The following is a 20,939-nucleotide window of genomic DNA, read 5'->3' on the forward strand; positions in this document are numbered from 1 at the left end:
GTCACGGGCCGTGACCAGGGTGGGGGTCGCGGCTGCAACGGTCCGTTGGTCCCCTTTTCGGGGAATGACCGGAAGTAGCGTGCCATATCGACCACGCACCGCCTCGCACGCGTGCGCGAGGGACGGGGGGGGCGGTCCGCCCGCCGGATCCCGCCGTCCGGCGTTCTGTTACCCGATGTCCGTTTTCTCCGTCAGGCCGTGTACGGTCCGTTGCCGGGGGGCCGCAGCCAGGCATCGGTGGTGCACGGAAAAGAGAGCGAACTCACACCCGGGCGGCGATCAGCGCGTGCAGCAGCTCCAGATCGACCTGCTCCAGCGAGCCGAGGACGGTGCGTCCGGGGGCGGGCTCGATGGCGGCGACCGAGGGCACCGCGATGACCTGGCAGCCTGCGGCCTCGGCGGCGAGCACCCCGGTCGGGGCGTCCTCGATGACCACGCAGCGGGCCGGGTCGGCGCCGAGCCGGGCGGCGGCGGTGAGGTACGGGTCGGGGTGCGGCTTGGTGCGCGGCACCTCGTCGCCGGCCACCGAGAAGGCGAAGTGGTGGGCGCCGAGGCTGCGCAGCACGATGTCGATGACGTGCCGGTGCGAGGCGGACACCAGGGCGGCGGGGACGCCGTGCGCGGCCAGGGTGTTGAGCAGCCGTTCGGCGCCGGGCATCAGCGGCACGCCGCCGGCCAGCAGGTCGACGAAGCGCTGGTTGATCAGGACGGTCAGCTCGGCCGGAGTGTGCGGCACGGCCGTCCGGGAGAGCAGGTAGTCGATGACGCGGGTCATCGGTCCGCCGACGACGTGGGCGCGGTCGGCCTCGTCGAGGACGTGGCCGAACTCGGCGAAGAGCGACGCCTCGGCCTGCCACCAGAAGTCCTCGGTGTCGACGAGCGTGCCGTCCATGTCGAGCAGCACGGCCTGCAGGCCGCCGCCGGCACCGCCGAGGCTCTCGGTGAGGGTCGAGATGGTCGTCATGGCATGGTCCCTTCGCCGGGTGGGGTCCCGTCCGCACGGGTGGCCGGGCGGGGCCGGGGATGGCACAGGCCGGCCCGCTTGTGAGCGGACCGGCCCGTTCAGGATCATTCAGGATACGCCCGCCGACCGGAAATGTGCCGAACGGAGCGCAGCGGACGGGTTACCTGGCGTTGAAGTACTTCGCCTCGGGGTGGTGGATGACGATGGCGTCGGTGGACTGCTCGGGGTGCAGCTGGAACTCCTCGGAGAGCACCACCCCGATCCGCTCGGGCTTCAGCAGCTCGGCGATCTTGGCGCGGTCCTCCAGCTCCGGGCATGCGCCGTAGCCCAGCGAGAAGCGGGCGCCGCGGTACTTCAGGGCGAACATGTCGCGGACGTCCTGCGGGTCCTCGTCGCCGAAGCCGAGCTCGTAGCGGACCCGGGCGTGCCAGAACTCGGCGAGCGCCTCGGCCAGCTGCACCGACAGGCCGTGCAGCTCCAGGTAGTCGCGGTAGGCGTTGGCGGCGAACAGCTCGTTCGCGGCCTCGGAGACCCGGTTGCCCATGGTGACCACCTGCAGCGCCACCACGTCGCGCTCGCCGGAGTCCTCCGGGCGGAAGAAGTCGGCCAGGCAGAGCCGGCGGCCGCGGCGCTGCCGCGGGAAGGTGAACCGGGTCCGCTCGGAGCCGTCCTCGTTGTGGACGATCAGGTCGTCGCCCTTGGAGTTGGCCGGGAAGTAGCCGTAGATCACGGCGGGCTCCAGCCAGCCCTCGGTCTGCAGCCGGTCCAGCCACATCCGCAGCCGCGGCCGGCCCTCGGTCTCCACCAGCTCCTCGTACGAGGGGCCGTCGCCGGTCCGCGAGGCCTTCAGGCCCCACTGGCCCTTGAACAGCGCGTCCTCGTCCAGCCAGGAGGCGTAGTCCGCGAACGGGATGCCCTTGACGATCCGGTCGCCCCAGAACGGCGGCACCGGCACCCGGTTGTCGACGGCCACGTCGGAGCGGACCTGGCCGAGGTTGACCTCCTCGACCTCCTCGACCTCGACCCGGGCGTGCCGGCGCTGCCGCAGCTCCGGCAGGGCCGCGCCGGGCACGCCGCGCTTGACCGCGACCAGCGCGTCCATCAGCTTGAGGCCCTCGAAGGCGTCCCGGGCGTAGCGGACCTCGCCCTGGTAGACCTCGTGCAGGTCCTGCTCGACGTAGGCGCGGGTGAGCGCGGCGCCGCCGAGGATCACCGGGAAGTCGGCGGCCAGCCCGCGCTGGTTCAGCTCCTCCAGGTTCTCCTTCATGATCACCGTGGACTTGACCAGCAGTCCGGACATGCCGATGACGTCCGCCCGGTGCTCCTGCGCCGCCTCCAGGATCGCCGAGACCGGCTGCTTGATGCCGAGGTTGACGACGTTGTAGCCGTTGTTCGACAGGATGATGTCGACCAGGTTCTTGCCGATGTCGTGGACGTCGCCCTTCACGGTGGCGAGCACGATGGTGCCCTTGCCCTCCGAGTCGGACTTCTCCATGTGCGGCTCCAGGTGGGCCACCGCGGACTTCATCACCTCGGCGGACTGCAGCACGAACGGCAGCTGCATCTGGCCGGAGCCGAACAGCTCGCCGACCACCTTCATGCCGGCCAGCAGCGTGTCGTTGATGATCTCCAGGGCCGGACGGGTCGTCAGCGCCTCGTCCAGGTCGGCCTCCAGGCCGTTGCGCTCGCCGTCGACGATCCGCCGCTGCAGGCGCTCCTCCAGCGGCAGCGCCGCCAGCTCCTCCGCCTTGGACGCCTTCACCGAGGCCGAGGAGACGCCCTCGAACAGCTCCAGCAGGCGCTGCAGCGGGTCGTAGCCGTCCCGGCGGCGGTCGTACACCAGGTCCAGCGCGACCTCGCGCTGCTCCTCGGGGATCCGCGCGATCGGCAGGATCTTGGAGGCGTGCACGATCGCCGAGTCCAGGCCGGCCTCCACGCACTCGTGCAGGAAGACCGAGTTCAGCACCACGCGGGCGGCCGGCGAGAGGCCGAAGGAGATGTTGGACAGGCCGAGCGTGGTCTGCACCTGCGGGCGGCGGCGCTTCAGCTCGCGGATCGCCTCGACGGTCTCGATGCCGTCCCGGCGGGACTCCTCCTGACCGGTGCCCAGGGTGAAGGTGAGGCAGTCGACCAGGATCGACGACTCGTCGATGCCGTACTCGGTGGTGAGCTGCTCGATCAGCCGCTCGGCGATGGCGACCTTCTTGTCGGCGGTGCGGGCCTGGCCCTCCTCGTCGATGGTCAGCGCGATCAGGCCGGCACCGTGCTCGCGGGCGAGCGAGGCGATCCTGCCGAAGCGGGTCTCGGGGCCGTCGCCGTCCTCGTAGTTGACCGAGTTGAGCACCGCGCGGCCGCCGAGCGCCTCCAGGCCGGCCCGGAGCACCTCCGGCTCGGTGGAGTCCAGCACCAGCGGCAGGGTCGAGGCGGTCGCCAGCCGGGTGGCGACCTCCCGCATGTCGGCGACGCCGTCCCGGCCGACGTAGTCGACGCACAGGTCGAGCAGGTGGGAGCCGTCCCGGATCTGGTCGCGGGCGATCTCCACGCAGGCCTGCCAGTCCTCGGCGAGCATCGCCTCGCGGAACTTCTTGGAGCCGTTGGCGTTGGTGCGCTCGCCGATCGCCAGGTAGGAGAGGTCCTGACGGAAGGGCACCGACTGGTAGAGCGAGGCGGCGGCCGCCTCCGGCTTCGGGTCGCGGGCCACCACCGGGCGGCCCTGGACGCGCTCGACCACGTGCCGCAGGTGCTCGGGGGTGGTGCCGCAGCAGCCGCCGACCAGCGACAGGCCGTACTCGCGCACGAAGGTCTCGTGGGCGTCCGCCAGCTCCTCGGGGCTCAGGGGGTAGTGCGCGCCGTCCTTGCCGAGGACGGGCAGGCCGGCGTTGGGCATGCAGGAGAGGCCGACCTTGGCGTTCTTCGCCAGGTAGCGCAGGTGCTCGCTCATCTCGGCGGGGCCGGTGGCGCAGTTCATGCCGATGTAGTCGATGCCCAGCGGCTCCAGGGCGGTCAGCGCCGCGCCGATCTCCGAGCCGAGCAGCATGGTGCCGGTGGTCTCCACCGTCACCTGGGCGAGCACCGGCAGGTCCAGGCCCGCCTCGGCGAGCGCCTGCTTGACGCCCAGCACGGAGGCCTTGGTCTGCAGCAGGTCCTGGCTGGTCTCGATCAGCAGGGCGTCGGCGCCGCCGGCGATCAGGCCGGCCGCGTTCTGCCGGAAGCCCTCGCGGATCACCTCGAAGGTGGTGTGGCCCAGGGTCGGCAGCTTGGTGCCGGGGCCGATCGAGCCGAGCACCCAGCGGGTCCGGCCGTCCCGGGCGGTGAACTCGTCGGCCGCCTCGCGGGCGATCCTGGCACCGGCCTCGGACAGCTCGACGATGCGGTCGGCGATCTCGTACTCGCCGAGCGCGGCGTGGTTGGCGCCGAAGGTGTTGGTCTCCACGCAGTCCACGCCGACGGCGAAGTACGCGTCGTGGACCGAGCGCACGATGTCCGGGCGGGTGACGTTGAGGATCTCGTTGCAGCCCTCCAGCTGCTGGAAGTCCTCCAGGGTCGGGTCCTGCGCCTGCAGCATCGTGCCCATCGCGCCGTCGGCCACCACGACGCGGGTGGCGAGGGCTTCGCGGAGGGCGTTCGCACGCTCCTGGTGGGCGGCGGCTGCGGCGGACGAGGGGACGGCTGTGGCCATGGGGCGACTCCCTGGGTGCGACGGCTGTCGGCTATGCGTCCCCTCCTGGTTCGGGGATGCACGCCGTCAGGGTATCCGGACACCTGCCCGGCGACGGAACCCGTTCCGCATCCTGGGCGTCCTGTCCACCTGAACGGACGGGACGGGAGGGGCCGGGTGCCACGGAGGATCACCGCGCCGGCGGCGTGGCTGCACAGGCTGCGACCCGGACGGAGCAAACGACGGCGGCTCACCGTCGCCGTCCTCGCCGTCCTCGGCCTGTTGCTCCTTCCGGTGGGCGGCGCCGCCTTCGCCCTCCGCCTCCAGTACGTGGGCGAACCGCCCGCCGAGGCCAAGACGCGGGACCGCGACGCCCTCTGGCTCGGCCACGCCTGGGTGGACGGGCGACGCACCGACGCCGACCTCACCGCACTCGCCGCGCGCCTCGCAGGCACCGGCGTCCACGACCTGTACGTGCACACCGGGCCGCTCGCGCACGACGGCTCGCTCGACCCCGCGCTCGCCCCGCAGGCCCGCTGGCTCCTGGACGGCGTCCACCGCCGGCTGCCCGGCCTGCGGGTGCAGGCCTGGCTCGGCGACGTGGTCGCCCCGGAGAAGGACGGCCTCCACCTGGACCGGCCCGAGGTCCGCACCCGGATCACCGTCGCCACCGTGCAGACCCTGGCCCTCGGCTTCGAGGGCGTGCACTTCGACCTCGAACCCGTCCGCTCGGGCTCGGCCGGCTTCCTCGCCCTGCTCGACCAGGTCCGCCCGCTCACCGCGGCCTCCGGGGTGCCGCTCTCCGTCGCCGCCCCGCAGATCGACCCCGTCCCCGGGCTGCACCGGGTCGGGCTCGCGGTCGCCGACCACGGCAAGTGGTGGTCGAAGGAGTACTTCGCCGACGTCGCCCGGCGGGTCGACCAGATCGCGGTGATGAGCTACGACACCGGGATGCCGCTGGAGTCGCTGTACGGCGGCTACGTCGCCCGGCAGACCGAACTCGCGCTGGCCGCCACCCCGGACTCGGTGGACCTGCTGATGGGCCTGCCCGCGTACTGGCAGGACGACTTCGGCCACCGCGGCTCCGCCGAGACCGTCGCGGCGGCAGTCCGCGGCGCCCGGCTCGCCCTCGGCCGCGACGAACGGCAGTCCTTCGGCCTCGCGCTGTACGTCGACTTCACCGCCACCCCGGCCGACTGGAACGCCTACCGCAACGGCTGGTGCCGCTGAACGCCGCCCGGGTTAGGCTGCGGCCATGACCGAACCGGCTCTGGACGCAGCGGAACTGACGACCGATCACCTAGTCCTGCGGCGGCCGGTCCCGGCGGACGTGGCGGCGATCCTGGCCGTCCACCGCGACCCGCGGACCTGCCGGCACAACCCCTCCGACGCGCTGCGCACCAGGGCCGAGGCCGAGTGGCTGTACCGGCGCTGGGACGAGCGGTGGCAGCGCAGCGGCTTCGGGTACTGGGTGGTGCGCGGCCGCGGGGCGGAGCAGCCGCTCGGCTTCTGCGGGGTGAAGCCCACCGTGCTGGGCGGGCTGCGCGGGCTCAACCTCTTCTACCGCTTCGACCCGGCCTGCTGGGGCCGGGGCGTGGCCGGCGAGGCCGCCACCGCGGTCGTCGCCTGGGCCGGCCGGGAGCTGCCGCGGCTGCCGCTGATCGCCCGGATACGCCCGGAGAACCTGGCCTCCCAGCGCGTCGCCGAGAAGGCCGGCCTGACCCGCGCCGCCCACCTGGACGAGATCGGCGAGGACGGCCTCGACTGGATCTGGGCCCGCAACCTGCCGTAGCACCGGTACGCGCGGGGGCGCGCGGGGGGTCACAGCGGGGTGCTGTGCAGGGCGATCAGCAGGCGCCAGACCCGGCCGGCGAAGGTGGGCGGGTCGGCGGTGATCAGGCCGTGCAGCCAGTCGGCGAGCAGGCCGGTGAAGGCCGCGGCGACCGCGGAGGCCACCGTGTCGGCGTGCGGGGCGCCGGCCCGTTCGCGTTCGGTGCGGCTGCGCTCCCGCAGCCGCCGGTGCATGAGGTCGCCGAGCGGGCCGCCGCCGCCCGGGTCGAGCAGGCCCCGGTAGAGGGCGGCGTGCCCGGCGGCGTCCGCCAGGAAGGCGATGAGCGCGGCGGGCGGTGCCGCCGGGTCGACCGGGCCGCGCCAGTCGTGCAGGGCGTCGACGGCGGCCTCGACCACCTCCCCGCAGGCGTCGACGGCGAGCGCCCGCAGGTCCTCGTAGTGCAGGTAGAAGGTGGCCCGGCCGAGGCCCGCGCGGCGGACCACGGCCGAGACGCTCACCTCGGCCAGGGGCCGTTCGCCGCACTCGGCGAGCAGTGCGCCGCGCAGGGCGGCCCTGGTGCGCTCGGCACGGGGGTCGTTCATCCGGCGGCCAGCACGGCGGCGAGCGCGACGGCTCCGGGCAGGGCCTGGGCGACCAGGATCCGCCGGTTGGCGGTGGCGCCGCCGTACAGGCCGGCGACCACGACGCAGCTCAGGAAGAAGACCTGGGCGTCGCGGCCGACCGGGTCGGCGGCGATCAGGCCCCAGACCAGGCCGGCCGCCAGGAAGCCGTTGTAGAGGCCCTGGTTGGCGGCGAGCGGCGCGGTCGCCTTCGCGAGGCCGGCGTCGAAGCCGGAGAGGCTCCGGCCCGGGGAGCGCTCCCAGAGGAACATCTCCAGCACCAGGATGTACGCGTGCAGTGCGGCCACCAGGCCGACCAGGACGTTCGCCGCCGTTTGCATGGATCACTCCGATTTCATGGACACCTGTCCAGCAATCATAGACGAGTGTCCAGGAACTCCAGCCACACCGCGGTGTCGGACGGCAGCCCGCCCTCCACGAGGGCTCCGCTGCTGAGCACCGGACGGGCGCCCTCGGGCAGCGGCACCGGCTGCTCGCCGAGGTTCACCAGGCAGCCGAACCCGTCGGCCCGCCGGAAGGCCAGCACCTCCGGTCCGGAGGGCAGCCAGTCGAAGCCGCCGGTGATCCGCTCGCGGCGGATCCGCAGCGCGGCGCGGTAGAGCTCCAGCATCGAGTCCGGGTCGCCGGTCTGCGCCGCCACGGTGAGCGCGCCCCAGCCGGCCGGCTGCGGCAGCCAGGGCTCGGCACCGTCGGGTGCGAAGCCGTACGGCGGCAGGGTGCCGGACCACGGGATCGGGACGCGGCAGCCGTCGCGGCCGGGGTCGGTGCCGCCCGAGCGGAAGTGCATCGGGTCCTGCAGGCTGCCGAGCGGCAGGTCCTCGACCTCGGGCAGGCCGAGCTCCTCGCCCTGGTAGAGGTAGAGCGAGCCGGGCAGCGCCAGCGAGAGCAGCGCGGCGGCGCGCGCCCGGCGCAGGCCGAGCCCGAGGTCGGTCGGGGTGCCGAAGCGCTTGGCGGCGAACCGGAAGCGGGTGTCCTCGCGGCCGTAGCGGGTGACGGTGCGGGTGACGTCGTGGTTGGCGAGCACCCAGGTGGCCGGGGCGCCGACCGGGGCGTGCGCGGCCAGCGTGCCGTCGATCGAGGCGCGCAGCTCGGCGGCCGACCACGGGCGGGCCAGGAAGTCGAAGTTGAAGGCGGTGTGCAGCTCGTCCGGGCGCAGGTAGCGGGCGAACCGCTCGGTGTCCGGCACCCAGATCTCGCCGATCAGGACGCGCGGCTCCTCGTAGGAGTCCGCGATCGCCCGCCAGGAGCGGTAGATCTCGTGCAGGTCGTCGCGGTCGACGAACGGGTGGGTGTCGACGCCGGGTTCGAAGTCGGGCAGGCCGGGCTCCTTGGTCAGCAGGCCGGCCGAGTCGATCCGCACGCCGGCGGCGCCGCGGTCGAACCAGAACCGCAGGATCTCCTCGTGCTCCCGGCGGACCAGCGGGTGCGCCCAGTTGAGGTCGGGCTGCTCGGTGGCGAACAGGTGGAGGTACCACTGCCCGTCCTCGATGCGCGTCCACGGGCAGCCGCCGAACTCCGACTTCCAGTCGTTGGGCGGCAGTTCGCCGTGCTCGCCGCGGCCCTCGGCGAAGTGGAAGAGCTCGCGCTCGGGGCTGCCGATGCCGGCCGCGAGGGCCGCCCGGAACCACGGGTGCCGGTCGGACACGTGGTTGGGCACGATGTCCACGACGGTGCGGATGCCGAGGTCGCGGGCCTCCGCGATCAGCTTCTCGGCCTCCTCCAGGGAGCCGAAGACCGGGTCGATGGCGCGGTAGTCGGCGACGTCGTAGCCGCCGTCCTTCAGCGGGGAGGGGTACCAGGGGTTGAACCAGACGGCGTCGAAGCCGAGTTCGGCGAGGTACGGGAGCCGGGCGCGGATCCCCGCCAGGTCACCGGTGCCGTCGCCGTTGCCGTCGGCGAAGCTGCGCGGGTAGACCTGGTAGATCGCCGCGTCTCGCCACCAGTCCCGGCGGTCGGGCTGCTGTACCACGGTGGGTAGTCCTTTCGAGAAATGACGGGCCGTCAGCCCTTGAGCCCGCCCGAGGTCAGGCCGGCCATGATGTTGCGCTGGAAGATCAGGAAGAACACGATGGTCGGTACCGAGGCGATGGCCAGGGCGGCGATCACGACGTTCTGCGGCACGCCGATGGACAGCGAGTTGATGCCGATGTTGAGCGGCTGGTTCTTCGGGTCCGGCTGGACCAGCAGCGGCCACAGGAAGTCCTTCCAGACGTTCACCACCGCGAAGATGGAGACCACGCCGAGGATCGGCCGGGACATCGGCAGCACGATCGACCACAGCGCCCGCAGCGGCGACGCGCCGTCGATGGCGGCGGCGGCCATCAGCTCCTCCGGCACCGAGTCGAAGAAGCGCTTCAGCAGGAAGATGTTGAAGGCGTTCGCCACGGTGGGCAGCCAGATCGCCCACGGGGTGTTGATCAGGTTGAGGTGCAGCAGCGGCAGATCCAGCACGGTGAGGTACTGCGGCACGATCAGCACGGTGGACGGGATCATCAGCGTCGCCAGCATCATGCCGAGGATCAGGTTGCCGAGGACGGGCCGCAGCTTGGAGAGCGCGTAGGCCGCGGCCACGTCGAAGACCAGCTGGAAGGCGAGTGCCCCGAACGCGTAGTACAGCGTGTTGAAGAGCAGCCGGCCCATGTTGAGCTTCGACCACGCCTCGGTGTACGTGTCGGTGTGGACCTGGTGCGGGTAGAAGGTCGGCGGGCTCTGGATGACCTCCTGGGTGGACTTCAGTCCGCCGGTCACCAGCCAGTAGAGCGGGCCGAGGAAGACCAGGGTGAAGGCCACGACCACCAGGACGAGGACGGCCCGGTAGACCGCCTTGCCGAACGGGCGGTTCAGCTGCGTCTCGGAGATCAGGGTACGGGTGGAGGTGTCTGCCATGGCGGTGCTCCCGTCCTAGTCGTTGGTGCGGCTCAGGCGCACGTACAGCGCGGAGAAGCCGGCGAGTACGAGCAGCATGACCAGGCCGAGCGCCGAGGCGCTGCCGTAGTTGTTGAAGCTGAAGGCGTACTGGTAGATGAGGTTGACGACGGTCAGCGTCGAGTTCTGCGGGCCGTTGCCGCCGGTCAGCAGGTAGGGCTCGACGAAGACCTGCATGGTGGCGACGATCTGCAGCAGCAGGAGCAGCGAGAGGATCAGCCGGGTCTGCGGGATCGTGACGTGCCAGATCCGGCGCAGCAGGCCGGCGCCGTCGAGTTCGGCGGCCTCGTAGAGCTCGCCGGGGATGCCCTGCAGGGCCGCCAGGTAGATCAGGGTGGCGCCGCCCATGTTCATCCAGGTGGCCGCGATGACGACCGAGAGCATGGACGTGGTGGGCGAGTTGAGCCAGGCCGAGGTCGGCAGGTGGAGCGCCTTGAGGATCGCGTTGAACAGGCCGTAGCCGGGGTCGTAGAAGTACTTGAAGAGCAGCACCGAGGCGACCGGCGGGAGCATCACCGGCAGGTAGACCAGGATGCGCAGGTAGGCCTTGGCGTGGCGGAGTTCGTTCAGCAGGACGGCGACGACGAACGGCACCGCGAAGCCGAGCACCAGGGCGAGCACCGTGAACAGCAGGGTGTTGCGCCAGGCGTGCCAGAAGTCCGGGTCCGCGAGGATGCGGTCCAGGTTCTCCGTGCCGACCCAGGTGGTCCTTCCGCGCTTGGTCTTCTGGAAGCTCATGATCACTTCGCGGACCATCGGGTACCACGAGAAGTACGCGAAGCAGAGCAGGGCACCGAGCAGGAAGCCATGGCCGGTGAGGTGCCTGCGGATGCGCTGACGGAGGGCGGCGCGGCCCTGCGAGGGATCGGCGTGCGCCGGTGGCTCGGTCTTCCGGCGGGCGGAGACGCTGATCGCTGCCATGGGGGTTACTCCCGGTCGGTCGGAGGGTGTGGCTCGGGCGTGCGTGGGGGCCGGCCCCCACCGGCCGGCCCCCACCGGCCGTCACTGGAGGTTGGCCAGCACCTGGTTGACCTGGCTCTCGGCGTCCGAGAGCAGCTTGTCGACGTTGGCGTTCTTGTCGGTCAGGACGGCCGAGACGGCACCGTCGAGGACCTTGTAGATCTGCTGGGCGTTGGCGGGCTCGGTCTTGCCGGGCACCGAAGTGGCCAGGTACGGCGCGTAGTTCTGCACCGGGACGGTGGCGCTGGCGGCCTTGGCCTTGTTGTCGGCCTCCAGGGTGGAGCCGCCGAACAGGAAGGGCTGCGGCAGGCCGACCGGCAGGCCGTCGGCCTTGGTGCGGGCGTAGTCGAACTGGCCCTTGCCCATGGTCAGCCACTTGAAGTTGACCCAGGCGATGCCGGCCTTGATCTGGTCCGGGGTGGAGCCCTTCTTGAACATGTAGTCGGCGCCGCCGAGCAGGGCGCCCTTGCCGCCGGGCATCGGGCCCATGCCGTAGTCCTCGTAGTTGCCCTTGAGGGTCTGCACCATGTAGGTGATGTCGTCCGGCGCGCCGACGTACATGCCGAGCTTGTCGGTCGACATCTGGGTCATCAGGTCGGGCCACTTGAGGCTCTGGGTGGCGCCCATGGTGTTGTCGGTCCAGCGCATGGCGTACAGGTTCTGCAGGACCTGCTTGCCCTCGGGCGTGTTGAAGGCGGCCTTCTTGCCGTCCTCGGTGGTCATCGAGCCGCCGAGGCCGTAGAGCTCGGCGGTGAAGTGCCAGCCGCCCTGGTTGGTGGCGCTGTAGTCGCCGTAGCCGTTGACGCCGTTGCCGAGCGCCGCGATCTTCTTGGCGGCCTCGCGGACCTCGGCCCAGGTGGTCGGCGGCTTCTCCGGGTCGAGGCCGGCCTGCTTGAAGAGCTTGCGGTTGTACAGCAGGCCCATCTTGTAGTTGGTGGTGGGCAGGCCGTAGAGCTTGCCCTCCGAGGTCAGGGTCTTCATGACGGACGGGTCGATGTCCCCCAGCGCGGGCACCGTCCGCTCGTTGACGTAGGCCGAGATGTCCTCGGCCTGGTCGGCGTCGAGCACCTGGTCCAGGTCGGTGAAGTACGTGTAGAAGACGTCCGGCTGGGTCTTGCCCTTGAGCTGGGCGGTGAAGGAGGCCGGCTCCTCGCAGGGGGAGGCGTCCTTCGCGTTGATCGTGACGTTCGGGTAGAGCTTGTTGAACGCCGCGACGTCCTCGGACCACTGCTTGCGCTCGGCCGGCTTGGTGGTCGGCGGCTGGCAGTCGATGCTGATGGTGACCTTGGCGTTCGGGTCGAGGGAGGCACTGGCCGCGGGCTTGCCGGAGTCCCCGGAGTTGCCGGTGTCGGAGCCGGAGGAGCACGCGGCCGCGGTGAGGGCGAGGCCCGCGGCGGCGGCGAGGGCGACGGTTCTGCGGAGGAGCCGGTCTCTGGTCATGCGGATGGACCCTTTCAAGCACGTGCGGGCTGCGCCTGGGCGCGGGGGTGCCCGTGGATTTCCGGTGGGGGGCCGGCCCCGGAAGACGTCCGGGAGCCGGGGAAGCGTGCGAGGCCGGGGCACGGTCGCTGCGTCTGGCAGCAGCGCCGGCCGATGTCGACTACTTAACCAGCCTCGACAGATGTCCACAAGATGTCGACGGCATTTCGCAAAAAGACGACACCAATCGCGCAGGTTTGCGTGACCTCCCTGGCAGCCGCACGGTCGCCGCACCCCGCCCGCCATCTGCCGAAAGACCCCTCACAGGGGCCCCGGAAGCCCTTGCCGGCCCTGGTGGCACGGGTTGCGCAACCATCCGCGCAAGCGACCCACAGGCGACTGCAGGAAACGTCGAAACAGGGCGGGCCGAAGGGCGCCCGCCCTGCTTCGTTTGCGCAATCGTTACGGGTTGACGGTGATCTTGAACGTGGACGTGGTGTTCTGGACGTCCTTGACGTTGCCGCTCATGGTGAGGTTGTTGAAGACCGCCTCACCCACCGCCGGCCCCTGGCCCGCCTCGGGCATCTCGTTGGCCCAGATGCCGTAGCCGGACTTGGCGTCGAAGGCGTCGCCGCTCTTCTTGGCGCCGGTGATCGAGACGTTGGTGAAGACGGTGTCCTTCACCGGGTTCTCCGGCTGGCTGCCGGTGTACTTGGTCTGGAACATGATGCCGCTGTAGGTCGGGTCGACGATGTCGACGTCGCTCACGCGGATGCCCTGGAAGACCTTGGAGGCCGAGAAGACCCAGATCGCCGGGAAGACCTGCTGGCCCCAGAAGTGGCCGCCGGACCGGACGATCGTCATGTTCTGCAGGTTCGTCGTGGGCGAGGCACCGAAGCCGTTCATCGGGTAGCCGAAGTCCAGCGACGAGATGGTCACGCCGGAGTAGCAGAGGGTGTCCGCGATGTAGATGTTGCGGAAGGTGTTGGCGTAGCCGCCGTACACCGCGATGCCCGCCGCGCGCCAGGTCAGGATGGTGGTGAGGTTCTCGAAGACGTTGTTCTTCTCGTCGGCGCCGCCGGCGTCGATGGCGGAGAACAGCGCGAAGGAGTCGTCACCGGTGGCCCGCGCCTCGTTGTTGGAGATGAGGTTGTCGGTGGAGCCGTTGGTCATGTTGATGCCGTCGGCGAAGGTGTCGCGGATCCGCGAGTTGGTGATCCGCATGCTGTCGGTGTTGGCGCCCCAGTACATGCAGACCATGTGCTCGGTCCAGATGTTGTCGATCGTGATGTTCGCGACGTTGGAGAAGTCGAACACCTTGCCGGGGCCGTCGATCCGCGAGGTGTAGTTGCCGAAGTAGGCGAAGCCCGAGAAGGTCGAGCCGTTCGCGGTGGCCTCGGCGCGGAAGCCGACGTCGGTGTTGCTCTGCGAGGCGGGCGCGTAGAACCGGGTGAACCAGGGGCCGGCGCCGACGACCTTGACCGCCTTGCCGTAGACCTGGAACTTGTTCGCGGTCTGGTAGTCGCCCGCGGGCAGGTAGACGCCGACGTAGGTGCCGGTGGTGTCCATCCGGACCTTGTCCAGGGCGTTCTGCACGTCCTGGTGGGTGAAGCCGGCCGGGACGACGTACTTCGCCGGGTCCGGGTTGGCGGTCTGGGTGGCCTGCTCCAGGCTCACGAAGTCGATCGCGTACTGGCTGGTGTTCGCCGAGTCCTTCTGCAGCCTGATCTTGTGACCGGCCGGCACGGTGGTGCCGAGCAGCAGGTTGGCCTCGTCGTAGACGTGCCGCTGCCCGCCGGAGCCGGGCGAGTTGCCGGGCGCGGTCTCGCTGCCGTACAGCCAGGCGTACTTGGACGTCAGGTCGATCGCCTTGAGGAAGGTGCCGTCGACGTAGACGTTCAGCGTGGCGCTGGTGCCGTCGCCGCTCGCGCTGTCCGGGATCGAGAAGCGGGTGACCAGCGTGTTGGTGGCCGCCTTGGTGGTGAACTCCACCGAGGATCCGGTCGAGTCGAGCGTCACGGCCTTGCGGCCGGAGGCCTCGCCGGCCAGGTCGCCGATGGTGCGGTTCGGGCCGACCACGGCCGCCCCGCCGCCCAGCACGCCGTCCTCGGCCTCGTAGGCGTCGAAGGGCATGTTGGCGCCGCGGCCGATGTAGAGACCCTGGCTGCCGGTGTTGTTGGCCTGCTTGACCGGCAGCTCGTTGGCGTCGGTGGCGATGACCGTCTTCACCGTGTACTTGCCGTTGACGGCCGTCCAACTGCCCAGCGACACCGGGGAGGTGGTGGCGCCGGGGGCGATCACGCCGCTGTAGGAGCCGGTCAGCGTCTTGACGGCGTTGCCCTGGGCGTCGAGCACGGTCAGGGTGATCCCGTGGGCGCCGGAGGCGGCCGCCGAGGTGCCCTGGTTCTTGATCGCCACGGTGAAGTCGACCGCGTTGCCGGCCGCCGGGTTGGACGGAGACCAGGAGACCGGTGCCGCCACCAGGTCGGAGCTGGCCACCTGGTTGACCACCAGGTCGCTCGCCGCCGTCCAGGTGTTGTTGGTCTCGTCCTGCTCGATGACGGCGTTGGACTCGTCGACCTTGGCGGTGAGCCGGTAGCTGCCCGCGTTCTGCGCCGGGACGCTCACGTTGACGGTGCCGGAGGCACCCGCGGCGAGCGCGCCGACCTGGGCGGTGCCGACCTTGGTGGAGCCCAGGTACAGGTTGACCGAGGTGGCGGCGGAGGTGGCGTTGCCCTGGTTCTTCACCGTGGTGGCGAGGGTCAGGGCGTCGGTCTCGACCGGGCCGGCCGGGGAGACGGTGGTGCCGGTGACGGTCAGGTCCGGGTTGGGGGCGGGCACGCCGACCACCTGGAACTCGGCGACCTGGCCGGCGCTGGAGCCGGTGTTGCTGGTGATCTTCAGCTGGACGTCGGCGACCCGGGCGCTGACCGGGATGGTCACCGTGTTGCCGGAGGCCGGGTCGAAGCCGTACGGCTTGGCGGCGACGAGCGTGGTGAAGGTCGAGCTGCTCTGCTCGCGGCCCAGCACCTCGACGGTCTGGGTGCGGGCGCCCCAGGCCGAGGCCGGGTTGAGCCCCAGCACCACCTGCCGGGTGTCGGCGTTCGAACCCAGCGCCACGGTCAGGGTGTTGGGGTAGCTGCCGCCCGCGCCCTCCCAGTAGCTGGTGACGTCGTTGTCGTTGGCGTTGGTCGCCACGAAGGAGTAGACGGAGGAGTTGGCCGTGATCGGCTTGCCCGCCGCCAGGTTGGTGCCGCTGCCGCCGGTCTGGCCGGTGCGGATCACCGTGTTGCTGGAGTCGGACTGGTTGCCCGCCGCGTCCTTCGCCTTGACGTAGTACGAGACGGTCGCGGTGTCCGGCTGGCTGTCGGTGTAGGTCAGCACCGAGCCGCCGACGCTGGCCTTCAGCGAGCCGTTGGCGTACACGTCGTAGCCGCTGACGCCCACGTTGTCGGAGGAGGCCGTCCAGGTCAGCTTGATCTGGCCGGAGCCGGGCTGGGTGTAGGTGAGACCGCCGGGCGCGCTGGGCGCCTGGGTGTCGCCGCTCTGGCCGGTGCGGGTGACGGTGTTGCTGGCCGCGGACTGGTTGCCCGCCGCGTCCTTCGCCTTGACGTAGTACGAGACGGTCGCACCGTCCGGGCGGCTGTCGGTGTAGGTCAGCACGTTCCCGGCCACGCTGGTCAGCAACTCGCCGTTGGCGTAGACGTCGTAGCCGGTGACGCCCACGTTGTCGGCGGCCGCGTTCCAGGTCAGCTTGATCTGGCCGGAGCCGGGCTGGGTGTACGCCAGGCTGCCGGGCGCGCCGGGCGCCTGGGTGTCGCCGCTGCTCGGACCGTACACCTCGAACTCGGAGAGCTGGGCGGCCGGCCAGGCGCTGTTGGCGGTGAACGAGAGGCGCACGTACCGGGTGGTGGTCGTGCTCAGGTTGATCGTCGCGCTGTTCCCGGTGGCCGGGTTGAAGGTGTACGCGGCGGAGGCGACCAGGTCGGTGAAGTTGCTGCCGTCGGTGGAGCCCTGGACCTTCAGCGTCTCGCTGCGGGTCTCCCAGCCGGAGGGCAGCCGCAGCACCAGCTTGTTGACCGGCACGGCGGAGCCGAGATCGGCCTGGTACCACTGCGGGAAGGCGTTGTTGGCGCTCTCCCAGTAGGTGCCGGTGTTGCCGTCGGCCGCGTTGTTCGCCGTGTAGGCGCCGTTGGCGCTGCTGGCGGTGGCCGAGCGGACGAGGTTGCCGGAGGCGCTGGTCGAGCTGTACACCTCCAGCTCGGAGATCTGGGCGGCCGGCCAGCCGGTGTTCGCGGTGACGCTCACCCGCACGAAACGGGTGGTGGTGGAGGCGAAGTTCAGCCGGACGGTGTTGCCGGCGCCCGGGTCGAAGGACTGGGCGGCGGAGCCGAGGACGGTGGAGAAGTTCGAGCCGTCGGTGGAACCCAGCAGGGTCAGCGTCTCGTCCCGGGATCCCCAGCCCGCCGGCAGCTTCAGCACCACCTGGTCGATCGCGGTGGGGCTGCCCAGGTCGACCTGGACCCACTGCGGCAGCGCGTTGTTGGCCGACTCCCAGTAGGTGTCCTGGCTGCCGTCGTTGACGTTGCCGACCACCTGGACACCGGTGGAACTGCTGGCGGTCACGGTCTTGCCGGCCGCGAGGTTCGGACCGCCGGCGGCGTGGGCCGGTACGACCGGCCCGATCACCATCAGCAGCAGTCCGGTCGCGACCGTCGCGGCGCCGAGCCGCGGCAGTGTGCGGTTGGATCTCATTGCGTCCCTCTGTCTCGGATGTCATGGCGTGCGCGGCGTGGCGGCCCCCGGCTCCGCCGCGCGGGCACCCCTCGGGGTGCGCCGGGGCATGCCCCGGATCGGGCCGCCGGGTGTGCGGCGGCCCGAGGTCTGTGGTGGGTCCGTCCTCCCCGCGGCGGTGCGCGGGTGCCGGTGTTCCGGCCGGACGGGCGCTACCGGGCGAAGACCTGCAGCGCGGAGAGCTGCCCGGCCGGCCAGCCGGTGTTGCCGGTGAACTGCAGCCGGAGGTACCGGGTCTGCACGGCGGCGGGCAGGGTGAGCACGGCGGTGTTGCCGGTGGCCGGGTCGAAGCGGTACCCGGCGGCGCCGGCCAGGGTGGTGAAGGCGGTGCCGTCGGTGGAGCCGAGCACGGCGACCGTCTGGGTGCGGGCGGCCCACCCCGGGGCGGGCGGCACCGCGAGGACCAGGCGACGGACGGGGTGGACCGTCTGCAGGTCGACCTGGATCCACTGCGGGAAGGCGCTGTTGGCGCTCTCCCCCGTACGAGTTCGGGTCGCCGTCGACGGCGTTGCCGCTGCCGTGGACCTGGGTGTGGCTGCTCTCGGCGGTCGGCCGGTGCAGGGCGAGGTCCCCGGCGGGCGGCGGCGGGGTGGTGCCGCCGGTGGTGGGCGGGGTGGGCCGGCGTCGGCGGCGGTGCCGATCCGGCCGACCGTCCACGGCGAGATCATGTGGAAGGCGTGGTGGACGTCCAGGTAGCCGGGCCGGGAGTCGTTGACACCGGTGCGCCAGTACGTCGGCACCCCGCCCGTCACGTAGCAGCCGCGGGCCCGGAACCAGGTGATGACGTCCGGACAGGCGGCCGGGCTCCAGGGGTGGTTGGCGTCGGCGAAGCCGAACCCCAGGATCCCGACCACCGGCATGCCGTTCTGCCGGGTGTGGGCGGTCGAGGCGGTGTGCCGGGACATCCGGTCCGTCCAGTCGGCCTTGCTCTCCTCCTGCATCGACGTCCAGCCGCTGACGTCGTACATCACGTAGAACTTCCGGTCATTGGCCTCCGCGGCGCTGCGCACCTTCGCGGTCACGGCGTCGCGGGTGGCGCCCTCGCCGCCGTTGGGGTCGAACCGCTGGAGGGCGGCGGTGTCGCAGCCGTACTCACGCATCCAGCGGAAGTGCGTGTCGACGGTCTGCTGGTCGTAGGAGGAGAACAGCACGGCGGGGGTGCCGTCGCCGAGCGGACCGTAGGCCGTGCGGTGGCCGGCGGTGTACTCGCGCATGTCCGGCCAGGCCCGCAGGGCGTTGTTGCCGGGGGAGGACGGCGCGTGCGACCGGTCCTGGGACAAGTGCCACCAGCCGTTGATCGGGGCGCCGTCCCCGGGGCAGGCGAACCAGCCCTGGTAGCCGACGGTGATCCTGCCGACGACGTCCCCGGGCGGGCTGCCGGCCGCGCGGGCGGACGCGGGCGGCAGCAGGCCGGCCGTCGAGGCGGCGGCTGCCGTCAGGAGGAGCGAGCGGCGCGAGATTCCCATGGGGGTCCTGCCTTCGCGGGGGGAAGTTGCAGAATGAATCGCGAATCTGACGTTGATATGTTGGAGTTTTGCGCGATAGCAGCCAAGAGTTACAGAGGTGCTACAAGCATGTCAACGGATCGCACCGCATGCGGGCACACGAAAGGGCGGGCACCGAAGTGCCCGCCCTTGGTCCGACGGTCCGTCAGGGGGTGGGTTGCGGGGATTCCTCCCGGGACGTCAACCCCGTTCGCGCATCGGGGCGGTGGACCCCCGGACCACCAGCTCCGGCTCGAAGAGCAGCTCGTCGTGGGTCACCTTCACCCCGGCGATCTCACCCACCAGCAGCTCGACGGCCGCCCGCCCCATCGCCTCGATGGGCTGGCGCACCGTGGTCAGCGGCGGGTCGGTGCACATCATGAACGAGGAGTCGTCGTACCCGATCACCGACACGTCGCCGGGCACCGACAGGCCCGCCCGGCGCACCGCGCGGACGGCGCCGAGCGCCAGCGGGTCGCTCGCGCAGACCACGCCGGTGACGCCCTGGCGCAGCAGCCGGGTGGTCGCCGCCTGGCCGCCCTCCAGGCTGAACAGGGCCTGCTCCACGTGCTCGTCCGGCAGGTCGACACCGGCCCTGGCCAGCGCCGCACGGGCCGCGCCGAGCTTGCGCTGCGAGGGCACGTGGTCGGCCGGGCCCAGCACCAGGCCGATCTTGCGGTGGCCCAACTGGTGCAGGTGTCCGACCGCCTGCTCGACGGCGACCGCGTCGTCGCAGGACACCCGGGGGAAGTCCAGGTCCTCGATGGCGGCGTTGAGCAGCACCGTCGGGAGGCTGCGCTCGGCGAGCCGGTCGTAGTGCTCGTGCGGGGCGTCGCCCTGGGCGTACAGACCGCCGAAGAACACGATGCCGGACACCTGCTGCTCCAGCAGCAGGTCCACGTAGTCCGCCTCGGAGACGCCGCCCGCGGTCTGGGTGCAGAGCACCGGCGTGAAGCCCTGGCCGGCCAGCGCACCGCTGACGACCTCGGCGAACGCGGGGAAGATCGGGTTCTGCAGCTCCGGCAGGACCAGGCCGACCAGCCGGGCCCGCTCACCGCGCAGCTGGGTGGGGCGCTCGTAGCCGAGCACGTCGAGCGCGGTGAGCACCGCGGCCCGGGTCGCCTCGGAGACGCCGGGCTTCTCGTTCAGCACCCGGCTGACGGTCGCCTCGCTCACCCCGACCTTCTTCGCCACTTCGGCAAGTCGTCGTGTCATGGCTGTGAGTGTACGGCAAAAAACGCAAACGGCTTGCGTGAATTTGCAGAGCTTGTCGCGCTCGCGTTTCGCATGCGAATGACTACCATGCGTGACGGCACGTCATCCGGCGCCGCCCTCGTCTCCCTTCGGATCCTCGCGGGCCCCTCCCCCGCGGGCTCCCGTCCCCGCAGAACCGGAGTACCCCCGTGCGCCTCCAGCTGCTCACCCCCCTCGCCGCCGCTCCCCTGCTCCTGCTGCCCGCCGCGGCCCCGGCCGGCGCCGTCCCGGCCGCCCGCTACGCGGCGCTCGGCGACTCCTACGCCGCCGGGGTGGGCGCGGGGGCCTACGACCCGGTGAGCGCCGGCTGCCGCCGCTCCACCCGTTCCTACCCGGAGCTCTGGCGGGCCGCGAACGGGCCGGCCGACTTCCTCTTCGCCGCCTGCAACGGCGCCGCCACCGCCGACGTGGAGCGCGACCAGGTCCCACGGGTGCCCGCCGACACCACCTTCGTCACCCTCACCGTGGGCGGCAACGACCTGGGCTTCGGCGACGCCGTCGTCGCCTGCCTGCAGCCGCTCACCACGGACGCGCACTGCGACGCCGCCCTGGACGAGTCCGAGCGCCGGCTGCGCGAGGAGCTCCCGGGCCGCCTCGACACGCTGTACCGCGCCCTGGACGCCAAGGCCCCCGCGGCCCGCGTGGTCGTCACCGGATACCCCCGTCTGCTCGGCACAGCCGCGACCTGCCTGATCGGCACCGAGGCCCGCCGGGCCCGCTTCAACGCCCTCACCGACGCGCTGGACGACCTGATCGAGCGTCAGTCCGCCAAGCAGGGCTTCCGCTTCGCCGACGTCCGGGCAGGCTTCGACGGACACGGAGCGTGCCGGGGCGGCCCGGACGAGTGGATCCACCCGATCACCCTGCCGCTCTGGGAGTCGTACCACCCGAAGGCCGCCGGGCAGTCCGGCGGCTACCTGCCGAGCGTGTCGGACGCCGCGCTCGGATAGGCTTCCCACTCCGGCCTGGGAAGGCATCAAAGCCCGTAGGCTGGGCAGGTAGGGACCGTGGAACGGGGCGTTCCACGCGAGGTTCGACAGGCCGGCAGCCGGCCACCGGTCCACGGGCC

The 20,939-nt window shown here is 71.4% G+C and carries 14 protein-coding genes; 3 read left to right on the plus strand and 11 right to left on the minus strand.

The window, feature by feature from the left end:
* Positions 1–262: 262 nt before the first annotated feature.
* Entirely contained in the window at positions 263–964 is a 702-nt protein-coding gene (locus AB0O09_RS10195; protein WP_363541081.1) for an HAD family phosphatase, read from the minus strand.
* 160 nt (positions 965–1,124) lie between these two features.
* Positions 1,125–4,643 carry a methionine synthase gene (gene metH / locus AB0O09_RS10200; RefSeq protein WP_363541082.1) on the minus strand — a complete coding sequence of 1,173 codons (3,519 nt, stop codon included), beginning with the start codon at positions 4,641–4,643 and terminating at the stop codon, positions 1,125–1,127.
* A 156-nt stretch (positions 4,644–4,799) separates the two neighbouring features.
* On the opposite strand from metH, the gene AB0O09_RS10205 reads away from it, so the two are divergent.
* Together AB0O09_RS10205 and AB0O09_RS10210 are read left to right on the plus strand one after the other, a co-directional pair.
* Complete coding sequence (locus AB0O09_RS10205; RefSeq protein WP_363541083.1) at positions 4,800–5,852, plus strand: hypothetical protein; 1,053 nt, start codon at positions 4,800–4,802, stop codon at positions 5,850–5,852.
* A 25-nt stretch (positions 5,853–5,877) separates the two neighbouring features.
* A complete protein-coding gene (locus AB0O09_RS10210) occupies positions 5,878–6,414 on the plus strand; it encodes a GNAT family N-acetyltransferase (protein WP_363541084.1) in 537 nt (178 codons plus the stop codon).
* A 29-nt stretch (positions 6,415–6,443) separates the two neighbouring features.
* Here AB0O09_RS10210 and AB0O09_RS10215 read toward each other — a convergent pair whose 3' ends face one another.
* From AB0O09_RS10215 to AB0O09_RS10255, 9 genes are all read right to left on the minus strand, one after another.
* Complete coding sequence (locus AB0O09_RS10215) at positions 6,444–6,995, minus strand: TetR/AcrR family transcriptional regulator (RefSeq protein WP_363541085.1); 552 nt, start codon at positions 6,993–6,995, stop codon at positions 6,444–6,446.
* Positions 6,992–7,354: a DUF1304 domain-containing protein gene (locus AB0O09_RS10220; protein ID WP_363541086.1), complete on the minus strand. Its 363-nt coding sequence runs from the start codon at positions 7,352–7,354 to the stop codon at positions 6,992–6,994. The genes AB0O09_RS10215 and AB0O09_RS10220 overlap by 4 nt, the downstream gene beginning before the upstream one ends.
* A 35-nt stretch (positions 7,355–7,389) precedes the next feature.
* Complete coding sequence (locus AB0O09_RS10225; RefSeq protein ID WP_363541087.1) at positions 7,390–9,003, minus strand: glycoside hydrolase family 13 protein; 1,614 nt, start codon at positions 9,001–9,003, stop codon at positions 7,390–7,392.
* Positions 9,004–9,035: 32 nt separating this feature from the next.
* Positions 9,036–9,920, minus strand: a complete 885-nt coding sequence (locus AB0O09_RS10230; RefSeq protein ID WP_363541088.1) for a carbohydrate ABC transporter permease — start codon at positions 9,918–9,920, stop codon at positions 9,036–9,038.
* A gap of 15 nt (positions 9,921–9,935) precedes the next feature.
* A complete protein-coding gene (locus AB0O09_RS10235; RefSeq protein ID WP_363541089.1) occupies positions 9,936–10,880 on the minus strand; it encodes a sugar ABC transporter permease in 945 nt (314 codons plus the stop codon).
* Between the two features lie 81 nt (positions 10,881–10,961).
* Positions 10,962–12,359: an extracellular solute-binding protein gene (locus AB0O09_RS10240; RefSeq protein WP_363541090.1), complete on the minus strand. Its 1,398-nt coding sequence runs from the start codon at positions 12,357–12,359 to the stop codon at positions 10,962–10,964.
* A 441-nt stretch (positions 12,360–12,800) separates the two neighbouring features.
* Positions 12,801–17,093, minus strand: coding sequence for a discoidin domain-containing protein (locus tag AB0O09_RS10245; RefSeq protein ID WP_363541091.1), 4,293 nt, complete (start codon positions 17,091–17,093; stop codon positions 12,801–12,803).
* Positions 17,094–17,284: 191 nt separating this feature from the next.
* On the minus strand, positions 17,285–18,598 hold the full coding sequence (locus AB0O09_RS10250) for a discoidin domain-containing protein (protein WP_363541093.1): 1,314 nt from the start codon (positions 18,596–18,598) through the stop codon (positions 17,285–17,287).
* Between the two features lie 219 nt (positions 18,599–18,817).
* Positions 18,818–19,831, minus strand: coding sequence for a LacI family DNA-binding transcriptional regulator (locus AB0O09_RS10255; RefSeq protein ID WP_363541094.1), 1,014 nt, complete (start codon positions 19,829–19,831; stop codon positions 18,818–18,820).
* Between the two features lie 188 nt (positions 19,832–20,019).
* Between AB0O09_RS10255 and AB0O09_RS10260 the strand changes: the two genes are divergently transcribed.
* Entirely contained in the window at positions 20,020–20,820 is an 801-nt protein-coding gene (locus tag AB0O09_RS10260; RefSeq protein WP_363541095.1) for an SGNH/GDSL hydrolase family protein, read from the plus strand.
* Positions 20,821–20,939: the final 119 nt, after the last annotated feature.

The organism is Kitasatospora sp. NPDC093679, assembly GCF_040683455.1.
GTDB lineage: Bacteria > Actinomycetota > Actinomycetes > Streptomycetales > Streptomycetaceae > Kitasatospora > Kitasatospora arboriphila.